We start from the raw sequence: 9,746 nt of genomic DNA, 5'->3' as shown, positions 1-9,746 counted from the left end.
CATAGTAACTGTCCACTTAGCCAGAAAATATGATTCCATTTGGCCAACTACTTAAAAAGACTTGGTGGATGTTTCAGCATCGGAGTTTCCCCGATCAATAAGCATCAGCCTCCTGGCATTCGCTTTGCGTGGCCAGTATCGGTAGAATAATTTTTAAAACAACAAGACTTATTACTTATCGTGTCAGATATGGTTAACCGGATCGAAACCAGAGACATCACTTCCAGCAACAAGTGTGACCAGTGTGCTGCCCTTTGTTGCTCTTACATTACCCAGGAACTGGACACTCCCCGCAGTATGCACGCGTTTGATGTGTTGCTCTGGCAGGTGGCTCATAAGGGGGTGCATATTTTCAAGGATGGCAATGGCTGGTACTTGCTCTGTCAGACCCGGTGTGAATTTCTGTTGCCGGATCATCGCTGTGGCATCTACGAACGGCGCCCCGTTATCTGCCGGGAACACAGCAATGAAAGCTGCGAGTTTGATGCGCCCATCAATGACGGCTGCGAGCTGTATTTCCAGACTTATGATGAGCTGGATGCCTATTGTCGAACACGGTTCAAGACCTGGGACAAACGGCTGGAGAAGTTTGAGGCAGGACGGGAAAAACGACAATAGTAGAGTATTTTGCCCGGGGTCAGTCCATCCACATTTCAGATGCTACACAGCCAGGAAAAACTATGCCACGGAGGCAGAAACAAAAATGTTTCCTTCTGTGGCTCCTTGACTGTATGGCAAAAAAGAAAACTATGCAGAAATCAGCGGGAAGGTAATAGGGCAGGACTTCCATCTTGCATATATTTTTTTGTCACCGTAAACGACAATAAATATTCATAATGAAAGACCCGACTCTTATATTTTTCTTTCTCACAGAATTTTGCTTTGCTTCAAACTGGTGATTTATTTCACCTGGTTCAGGCTCTCTGGTCTAAGCTGTCTGGCAGATGGGGTGCGCTGATATAAATAAAATAATATGGTCGTTCGGATTTTACTCCCATTGCTTTTCTTATAATCACGATACCTTCTGATACCTTGTTAAAGTCGTGCATTAGTTATTTGCCATTAAAAACCAATCACAAGGATTACGATTTACCTCTTGAATCTGGAGAGAGAGTATGCAAACACCAACCGAAAAGAATTATGCTGCATCAATATATCCGGGCAACGTTTTCAGTGCATCGCCCGGGCAGGAGAACGCAGGGACGGGTAAGACCGGGCAGTTAAATGGTTTGAGTGTCATTGTACGCTCTGCCGTCATCCCTTTTTTTCAGTCGCTATCCCCTGATTACCAACAGCCTTTGGCCAATAATAATGAATCAGATTCAAGGCCAGTTGCACTACCAGGCCAATCAATGCTGAATAATGTTTGCCAGAGTGCTGGATTTGTCGCTCAGCTGACCGGAGCCTGGGTTCCGCCAGTGAAAGTGTTGGCTGATGTCGCTTCTAAATTATGTGTCGCTGTTAGTTTTGGAGATAAAGTCATCGACTACATGCAAGAAAAAGACGCTACCAAAAGAGAGCCTTCCGAGCAAAAATGCGCTGGTGAGCAGCATGGATCGGCCGCCCAAATCAGTATACCCCGGGGAGTGCTCGCCGCTGCTGCCATGGTTACTATGGGGCAGATACCTGTTTCTGCTGCAGCTGAATCGGGCAAGGCCACGGGTCGCCCGATTCCGGTACCGGACCGGGAAACATTGGAACAAATTGGCCAAAATGACAGATATCTGTTATCGGATGACTATATCCAGACTCAGGATATCAACAGCGATGTATCCATTGGCAGTGAAGATCGGCCATTTTACGGGAATTACGATGGCGGATGCCATAAGATCACTGGTCAGAGACGTTGTTTATTTGGCAAGGTTGCAGATCATGGTGTTGTCAGTAATCTTCGCTTGGCGCAGGCCCGTGTCGAGAGTAATGATGAATACAGTGCCGTAGTCGCGTGTAAAATAGGCGAAGGCAGCCTTCTGAAAAACCTGAAGATAGAGCATTCCAGCGTGTTAAATGACAAGGATGGAATAGGAGCGGCTTTCCCGTCATGGATGACCAATACAGGTGTAATAACAGGCCACCAGCAGGAGAATAGCTATATTGAGCAAGTTGTGATTAATAATTGCTCAGTTACCGGTACTGGTAATTATGGGTCTTCAGGCATTGTCAGTGGGTGGTCTGAAGGAGATATACAACAGGTAACTATAGACAATAGCCGGATAAAAACAGCTGGTTGGTATGCCTACGCAGGCATTGGTGCCGGAACGGTTGGGGGCCGAATCAATTATCTTACCGTTCTCAACAGTCAGGTTGAAACCGATGGTGTTCATAGTTTTGCCGGTATTGGCGGGGGAGTAATTGACGAGGGTAAAGTAGCAAATTTGACCGTTGTTAACAGTTCAGTACACACCGAAAAAGATTCTTCGGTTGCTGGTATCGGTGCTGGTAAATGTATTTTTCAGGGAACACTAGCAGGAACAACGGCAATATCATGTAATGTAACGACTGTCGGAGAGGGTGCGGATGCCGGCATTGGTGTGGGTTACTCTCGAGGCGATGTTCTTGATACCAAGGCCATCGATTGTTTCGTCAATACCACCGGACAACACGCTCATGCTGCCATTGGGACCGGTTTTTTTCAAGCGGGAAAAACTGTGGGCGTTACTGCGGTGAGAGGCGGCATTACGGCCAGCGGTAGAGACGCAAAAGGTGATATTGGTGCAGGATCGATCGATCGCTACCTGGATCGGGTCAATCATCCCTCTGTTATTAACATGAAAAACAGTGTTAAGGCCGTGAACGTTACAGTAAACGGCAGGTTGCATAACATCGGCAATGTATCCCGGTCCTCTTTGGATCAGTTGTGCGATATTGCCGATCAACGATTTGTTGCCAATGATTGTCGGGTAATGAATCAGTCTTCGACAGGTGACTGGAACTGTACAGCAACGGATTTGCCATGGGTCCCATCGTCTGCAAGTACATCTGCAACCGGATCAATACCCACCTCCCGGCAAATTTCAAATGCCCCATCGACGATGAATACGGGACTGGTCAATTATTCCCAAGCCCCAACAACATTAACGTCCCTGGTAACAGGAGCCCAGGCAGCATCAACCCTGAGCACTGGCGCCATTGTCGGGATTTCTGTAGGGGTAGCGGCGGCTCTGGGTATCGGTGCTTTATTCACCTGGCGTTACTACACCCGTCGTCAGGCTGACCCGGATGCTCTTACCATGAGCGTACTGAAAAATATACAAAATGAAGAGCTGGATTTTGATTAACCATTCATTCCCCTGGCCATACAAATACTGACCAGGCAATGGCTCTTTCCGGTCATCCAACACCATGAGCTATCAACGCAAGGTGGCAAAGTAAGGGTGAGACAGTGCTTCAGTGGGGGATAACCGGTCCGCAGGGTCCGGTTCCGTTAATGACATGAATAACTCAGCAGCTTGCTGACCTTCCTTTTCCAAAAGCTCCTCGTATGTCTCTGTTCTCAATGTTTTTATTGATTTCATAGCCTCATTAAAGGGTATTCCATCATCTACTGGCATTACCGGGTAACCCAGACGCATTTCCGCGAACGTACAGCCCAGGGACCAGGAGTCGGCCCTGTCATTCTTCTGATCATCCAGTCTATATTTTTTTTCCGGTGGCTTATACCAGGGGGTTCCACTAAGGATCTGAATACTTCCGCCAAGTTGTTCTGCAAACCCGAAATCACAGATTTTTACCTTGCCTTTACCATTTATCAAAATATTTTCAGGCTTTATGTCATGATGCTGATAACCGGCCTGGAATAGCGTACTGACCCCATTGACCGCCTGAAAAAAAGCCTCTTTCAGATCTACACCTTTGAAACAACCATCCTTTTTTAACGACTTGCGTAAATCCATACCTCCGTACTCTAAAAGGGCGTATTTTTTATCTGATCTTCCTCGACTCAGGGAAATGAGGTTGACAATATTCTCTGAGTTCCCGCCTGTTCTTGCGACTGCACGCTGAATTTTTATCAATTGTGCACATTCCAGTCTGCGCTCATCATCATCAGCCACTATTTTAAGGGCAAGTTTCTGATTGGTATGCCTGTGAACCATAAGGTTCACAACACCATAACTCCCCATGCCTAACGTCCTGCTCTTATCCAAATCTTTTTGGGGTACGATCGGATAGTTGTACTCTGGATCAATGGAGGCACCTTTAAAAGTAATCGGTGCTGCTGGTTGCAGGTTATCAATCTCAAAGGAGAACGCGTTTCGTTGCACAAGAGGTGTTGGGGCTTTCCCTGTTAGCGTCTCACCTTCTTTTGGGCTGACGTAAGATTGCCCGGCCACCTTAGCCACAGATTGCCCGGCAAAGTAATCTTTCCCTGGCTTGGGATCTTTTTGTGGATGAGGCTGCAAATGAGGGCTCATTCCACCTTCAATTTTTCGAGGCATTTCTCTTTGGCTCCAGAATCCAATAAATAAGAACAATATTCTTATTTTTCTTTGTATAAAAAAGCGGCATATCAGTAACTGGCTTGAATATAAATGTCCTGATTGGCAGGTTATTTTTTTGACACTGCCCCGAGTGATTCATATAGTGCCCCGATGTTTTTTTATTGGCCGTTAAACCGGTTCCTGCCCTAATGACCTCTACGTTGCCCCAACACATCGCCATCATTATGGATGGGAACAACCGCTGGGCCCGTCGTGGCCTGTTACCCTCTCTGGCTGGCCATCGCGCCGCCATCACCACCGTGCGCAATGTGATCAAACACTGCCACAAGCTGGGCATTCCCTGGCTGACCCTGTTTGCTTTTTCCAGCGAGAACTGGCGGCGCACCGCCGATGAAGTGAGTGGCCTGATGCAGCTGTTTCTCAATGTCCTGGAAAAAGAGGCCGGAAAACTGGCAGAGCACGACATCCGGCTGAAGATCATCGGCGACAGTTCGGCACTCAGCCCACAGATTCAGGCGGCCATAGAGCGATGCGAAGCCAAAACCCGCCAGTGCAAGAGGATGACGCTGATGGTGGCGGTTAACTATGGGGGTATGTGGGATCTCACCCGTGCTTTTCAGAAGCTGGCGGCGGTGGTCAAGACTGAGGATCTTGATCCGCAAAGCATCCGGCCCGTACAGATTCAGGAGTATCTTGCTACCGAAGACGCTCCCCCCGTCGACCTGCTAATTCGTACCAGTGGCGAAAAGCGGATCAGCAACTTTCTGCTGTGGCAGTGCGCCTATGCCGAGTTTTACTTTTGTGACACCTTATGGCCAGACTTTACGACGAAGGATCTGGATGTGGCCATTGCGGATTTTCAGGGGCGGAACCGTCGGTTTGGGCGCAGTGAGTGATTGAGACAGTGGGCAGGAAATGAATATCCTGGCTCACACGGTTCTCCTTGGGAATTAGTGCGGTGTGTTCCCGTAGAGCATGGGAATAGGGCTCTTGCACCAACACCCTTTATCGCCACCTTTTTCCAGTTACCGGCAATTGATTTTCCCGGGCAGTAGTAGTGGAGTTGATGCTCTGTGGTGTCATGCCAACCACCCGATGGCCGATGAAATGCAGCTGCTGGATGCAGAGCCCATCAGCTGCTACTGCTGTGCCAGACCATCCAGTGAATGGCCCTGTATCAGTCAAGACTATCGCAACCGCATCACTGCATGAATGCAGGAGTCAGGGCAACGCAGGAGACGTTGCGCCCGGGGCAGTCTATTCTCAGACAACCACCCGGAAACGGTAGATATCCTGCCCTTTAACGGGAGCAAAGATTGCCGATGCACAACATTGATATTTTCGCTTGCAAAGGTATGAGTTGGGAAAGGCTGCTTACTATGGCCAAAAAAATTACAACAGACACATCAACTCACTATCCAGCACAGGAAAACCAGCTCGAAGCGGTGAATACCCGCCGAGGTGCTTTTGGCAACACCCGGCAGGTTTCTCCGATCACTGAGATCAGTGATACCCATATTGGCAAGGGTATTAACAGTGACAGATCAGTGAGTCCGATAGCTTCACAAAAAAGCCTCAGTGAATCATTGATCACTTTGGCTGACCCTATACAAAATCATACTTCCCGGGACAATGTAATTACCGGTCTGCAACGGGTTGCAGGCCACTCCCTCCAGGGGATTCCCTATGACCTTCTGAGCCGACTGAGAGAGGCTGCCGATAACCGCGGTGCCGCACTGTTTACCCGTCCGGTGGAACCGGTCTGTCGCACCCTGATTGATGAAGGGTGGCCCACCAAGCATTTCAGGATCAAGGCAAAAAGCAGTAACTGGGGGGCTCAGGCAGGTACCGTTCCGGTGCTTCAGCAATACAGCAAGCTGGCCCTGGACGAGGACAGCAAAATAGAGAAATACAGCAAGCTGGCGCAAAAGAGTCTCCAGGAGGTAGATCGCAAAGGCAACCCATACGCCCAGTCTGTGCCATTAAGAATTAGCCAGGCCCGGCTTGAGGAGCTTGAACGCACTGGCTATCTGTATCAGCGCAATGAACAGATCGAAAACGGCGCCCAGTGTCTCTATTTCAAGGCCCGGGCCTGCAATCGCAGTGACGGGCCTGAACATACCCAGCTGTTGATAAAAGAACCCGATGGTCAATGGGCTGTTTACGACGCTGATGATCTATCACCGGCTCCTGTCATGGTGATTGCGCAGCCGGCAGCTGAGCCTGACGACGTGGCCCAGCCAATGACCGCAGATATTGATCCGCTGATGGAGGTTTTTCCTCTGGAGAATCTGGACCTGGAGCGTTTGGACCGATTACCCATACCGTTGGTGTCAGACCAGGTGGTCACCCGACAGGTAGACAAGTATCGATCAAGAGTCAAGAAAGCCTATGCTGCCGGGGAAATATCCAAAGCGGTGTTGCAAGAGAAACTGACTGGCTATGACCAGTTGGAAAAAAAACTGCAAACCGATTTTTATTCGGTAAAGGATGAATCCGGAAATACCCTGTTCAGGGAGGACTCGACTATGGGTAATGTGTCCAACCGAACCCGGAATATGGTTAGCTATTATGAACGGGCGTTGGGCAGAAAACACCGGGTTATTCATCATAATGTTGATGTTCATAGTCTGGCCACTGATGAGCAGGCTAATTATCCCATTACCGCTTTTCTGCCAGCCTCATTAAATATGGCAGAAGGGATTTGCATGATTTTCAATGAAGAGCAGTTTCACACGGTTCTTAGTGAACTGATGAATAGAGGGTATGCAGTTCAGCAAAATCCACTCTGGAAATCCCGTCCGAGAAATAACAATTTTCTCAATGCCAAAGCCATTGTGGCCGCCAGTCTGAAAGCTTCATTAATCGATACTGAAGAGTTTGTCAGAGGTCTTGAGCGGATGGCCCGGGCAGATGATGCGGAAGAAGAGGCCGGGCTGATCACTGACCAGGAGCGCTATTTAGATGTAGATGACGTTCACGGGCGCCGGGATTCCACCGCCAGTGTCAGTAGCAGTATCGACTCCGTTGACCGGGGATCAGAGGAAGACTCGGCAGCGGATCTTTCCGATTTCAGCGACAGTGAATCGGGTGATGAGTCAGAGTTTGATGGGCCTGAATAAGCAAATCTGGTATTTTTACTGAAGCACTTGCGCAAGGACCCGGTAAAAAAACTTTTTCAAGGGCTGACTTCGCTGTTATCCTCACCAAATTATTTTTTATGGAAATGCCGCCAGAACATTCTTCCCGGCCAGATTTATGTTTAATCAAACTCTTGTTTAATCAGACTCTTGTTTAATCAGACCCGTGTTTAATAAGACTCCTGTTTAATCAGACTTTTAATCAGGCTCATGTTTAATCAGGCTTTTATTTAATTGATAGTGAAGCAGCACTTACGCTCATGGCAATGTCTGCCCTGAGCCAGAAATGATCCTGTACCATGTCAGAACAGAACCTTAATGCAGGCAGTCTGCAGATTTACCTTAGACTGCTGACTTACGTAAAACCCTACACAGGCTATTTTGCCCTGAGCCTGCTCGGTCTGGCCATTTTTGCCCTGACCCAGCCCGCCTTTGCCAAGCTGCTTGAATACTTTGTTCAGGCGCTCGAAGGTGAGGAGGTCACCCTGTTGCAGGAGTGGGCATGGCTTTCCAGCTCAGGTATCTCATCACTCTGGCTGATTCCGGCGCTGATGGTCATTATTGCCATCGTTCGGGGTATTGGCTCTTATCTGGGTAATTACTACATCTCCAGGGTCGCGAATTTTGTTATCCATGACCTGAGAACCGAGATGTTTGAACGAATGATCAATCTTCCCAATGTATTCTTTGATAACAACAATTCCGGCCACTTGATTGCCCGCATTACCTACAATGTCAGCCTGGTCACTTCTGCCGCTACCGATGCCATTCGTATCGCTGTCCGGGAGGGGCTGACCGTTGTCTTCCTGCTCAGTTTCCTGTTTTACACCAGCTGGCAGATGACCCTGATCTTTATTGCCGCACTGCCAATCATCGCCCTGGTGGTTGCCTATGCCAGCAAACGTTTCCGCAGGATCAGCAGAAATATTCAAAATTCCATGGGTGACCTGACCCATGTTACCGCAGAAACCATTAATGGCTACCGGGAAGTCAGGGGGTTTGGTGGTGAAGGCTACGAATGTGACCGCTTCCGGGCTGCCAGTGCGGCCAATACCCGCCAGAACCTGAAGTTGGCCAGGGCGGGCTCCGTCCATACGCCGGTCCTGCAATTCATTGTCTCCATAGCCCTTGCCCTGTTGCTGTTTATGGTTCTGTTTGTCAAGGGTGACTCAACCACAGCAATACTGGTGGGTTATGTGACGGCAGCGGCCCTGTTACCCAAGCCGATCCGCCAGCTCAGTGAAGTGAATGCCAATATTCAAAAAGGCATCGCGGCGGCAGAAAGTATTTTCGCCATGGTGGATGAAACACCAGAGGCCAATCATGGCCCGTACATCTGTGGCCGGGTAACGGGCTGCGTTGAATTCAGGCAGATCGGTTTTACCTATCCCGGTGCTGAATTACCCGCACTGAAAGACATCAGTTTCACCATTGAGCCCGGACAAACTTACGCCCTGGTGGGTCGATCCGGTTCCGGCAAAAGCACCCTCGCCAATCTTGTTCCCAGGTTTTATAACCATACCGAAGGCGACATCCTGATTGACGGTATTCCCCTCAATGACTTTGAATTGAGAAACCTGCGCAGCCAGATTGCCCTGGTCAGCCAGAACATCACCCTGTTCAATGATACCGTTGCCAGAAATATTGCCTACGGCGCCCTGGGGGATACGGCTGACCAGGAAGATATCCGTCTGGCCGCAGAAGCGGCCCATGCCACAGAGTTTATCAAAGACATGTCAGATGGTATTCACACGATTGTTGGCGAAGATGGCGTTCTTCTCTCCGGTGGCCAGCGTCAGCGTCTGGCCATTGCCCGGGCGGTGCTTAAAGATGCGCCCATCCTGATTCTGGATGAAGCAACCTCAGCTTTGGATACAGAATCCGAGCGCCATATTCAGGCGGCCCTGGATAGCATCATGAAAGACCGCACCACCCTGGTGATTGCCCATCGCCTGTCGACCATTGAGAATGCTGACTGCATCCTGGTGATGGAGCATGGCCGAATAATTGAACGGGGCACTCATATTGAACTGCTGGCGAAAGGGGAACATTACGCCAAACTGCACAAGATGCAGTTTCAGGATGAACCGCCAATTGCTGAAGAGCAAATCCCTTAAGTAGTTGGCCAAATGGAATCGTATATTTCTGGCTAAGTGGACAGTTACTA

The 9,746-nt window shown here is 49.1% G+C and carries 7 protein-coding genes; 6 read left to right on the top strand and 1 reads right to left on the bottom strand.

Annotated elements, in window-relative coordinates; genetic code table 11:
* Positions 1 to 189 precede the first annotated feature (189 nt).
* Positions 190 to 618 (top strand): YkgJ family cysteine cluster protein, encoded by a 429-nt coding sequence (locus KDK14_RS21245; RefSeq protein ID WP_257267269.1) that lies wholly within the window; start codon positions 190 to 192, stop codon positions 616 to 618.
* A gap of 497 nt (positions 619 to 1,115) precedes the next feature.
* On the top strand, positions 1,116 to 3,278 hold the full coding sequence (locus tag KDK14_RS21240) for a hypothetical protein (RefSeq protein ID WP_257267268.1): 2,163 nt from the start codon (positions 1,116 to 1,118) through the stop codon (positions 3,276 to 3,278).
* Positions 3,279 to 3,350: 72 nt separating this feature from the next.
* On the opposite strand, the gene KDK14_RS21235 is transcribed toward KDK14_RS21240, so the two are convergent.
* Positions 3,351 to 4,436 (bottom strand): serine/threonine-protein kinase, encoded by a 1,086-nt coding sequence (locus tag KDK14_RS21235; protein WP_257267267.1) that lies wholly within the window; start codon positions 4,434 to 4,436, stop codon positions 3,351 to 3,353.
* A gap of 191 nt (positions 4,437 to 4,627) precedes the next feature.
* Here KDK14_RS21235 and uppS point away from each other — a divergent pair, with 191 nt between their 5' ends.
* The 4 genes from uppS (at position 4,628) to msbA (ending at position 9,696) form a co-directional block, all read left to right on the top strand.
* Complete coding sequence (gene uppS / locus KDK14_RS21230; protein WP_257267266.1) at positions 4,628 to 5,335, top strand: polyprenyl diphosphate synthase; 708 nt, start codon at positions 4,628 to 4,630, stop codon at positions 5,333 to 5,335.
* A gap of 94 nt (positions 5,336 to 5,429) precedes the next feature.
* Positions 5,430 to 5,651, top strand: a complete 222-nt coding sequence (locus KDK14_RS21225) for a hypothetical protein (protein ID WP_257267265.1) — start codon at positions 5,430 to 5,432, stop codon at positions 5,649 to 5,651.
* 167 nt (positions 5,652 to 5,818) lie between these two features.
* Positions 5,819 to 7,561 carry a CyaA/EF/ExoY family adenylyl cyclase toxin gene (locus KDK14_RS21220; RefSeq protein WP_257267264.1) on the top strand — a complete coding sequence of 581 codons (1,743 nt, stop codon included), beginning with the start codon at positions 5,819 to 5,821 and terminating at the stop codon, positions 7,559 to 7,561.
* A gap of 317 nt (positions 7,562 to 7,878) precedes the next feature.
* Positions 7,879 to 9,696: a lipid A export permease/ATP-binding protein MsbA gene (gene msbA / locus KDK14_RS21215; RefSeq protein ID WP_257267262.1), complete on the top strand. Its 1,818-nt coding sequence runs from the start codon at positions 7,879 to 7,881 to the stop codon at positions 9,694 to 9,696.
* Positions 9,697 to 9,746: the final 50 nt, after the last annotated feature.

It is taken from the genome of Endozoicomonas sp. ONNA2, from assembly GCF_024606365.1.
Taxonomy (GTDB): Bacteria; Pseudomonadota; Gammaproteobacteria; order Pseudomonadales; family Endozoicomonadaceae; genus Endozoicomonas.
The sequence above is the reverse complement of the archived record's forward strand: the minus strand, read 5'-3'. Positions and strand labels throughout refer to the sequence as shown.

Excerpts from the sequence above, each read along its gene's own strand:
- msbA (WP_257267262.1), top strand. The coding sequence starts at position 7,879 with ATGTCAGAACAGAACCTTAATGCAGGCAGTCTGCAGATTTACCTTAGA.
- KDK14_RS21240 (WP_257267268.1), top strand. The coding sequence starts at position 1,116 with ATGCAAACACCAACCGAAAAGAATTATGCTGCATCAATATATCCGGGC.
- KDK14_RS21235 (WP_257267267.1), bottom strand. The coding sequence starts at position 4,436 with ATGCCTCGAAAAATTGAAGGTGGAATGAGCCCTCATTTGCAGCCTCAT.
- KDK14_RS21245 (WP_257267269.1), top strand. The coding sequence starts at position 190 with ATGGTTAACCGGATCGAAACCAGAGACATCACTTCCAGCAACAAGTGT.
- KDK14_RS21220 (WP_257267264.1), top strand. The coding sequence starts at position 5,819 with ATGGCCAAAAAAATTACAACAGACACATCAACTCACTATCCAGCACAG.
- uppS (WP_257267266.1), top strand. The coding sequence starts at position 4,628 with ATGACCTCTACGTTGCCCCAACACATCGCCATCATTATGGATGGGAAC.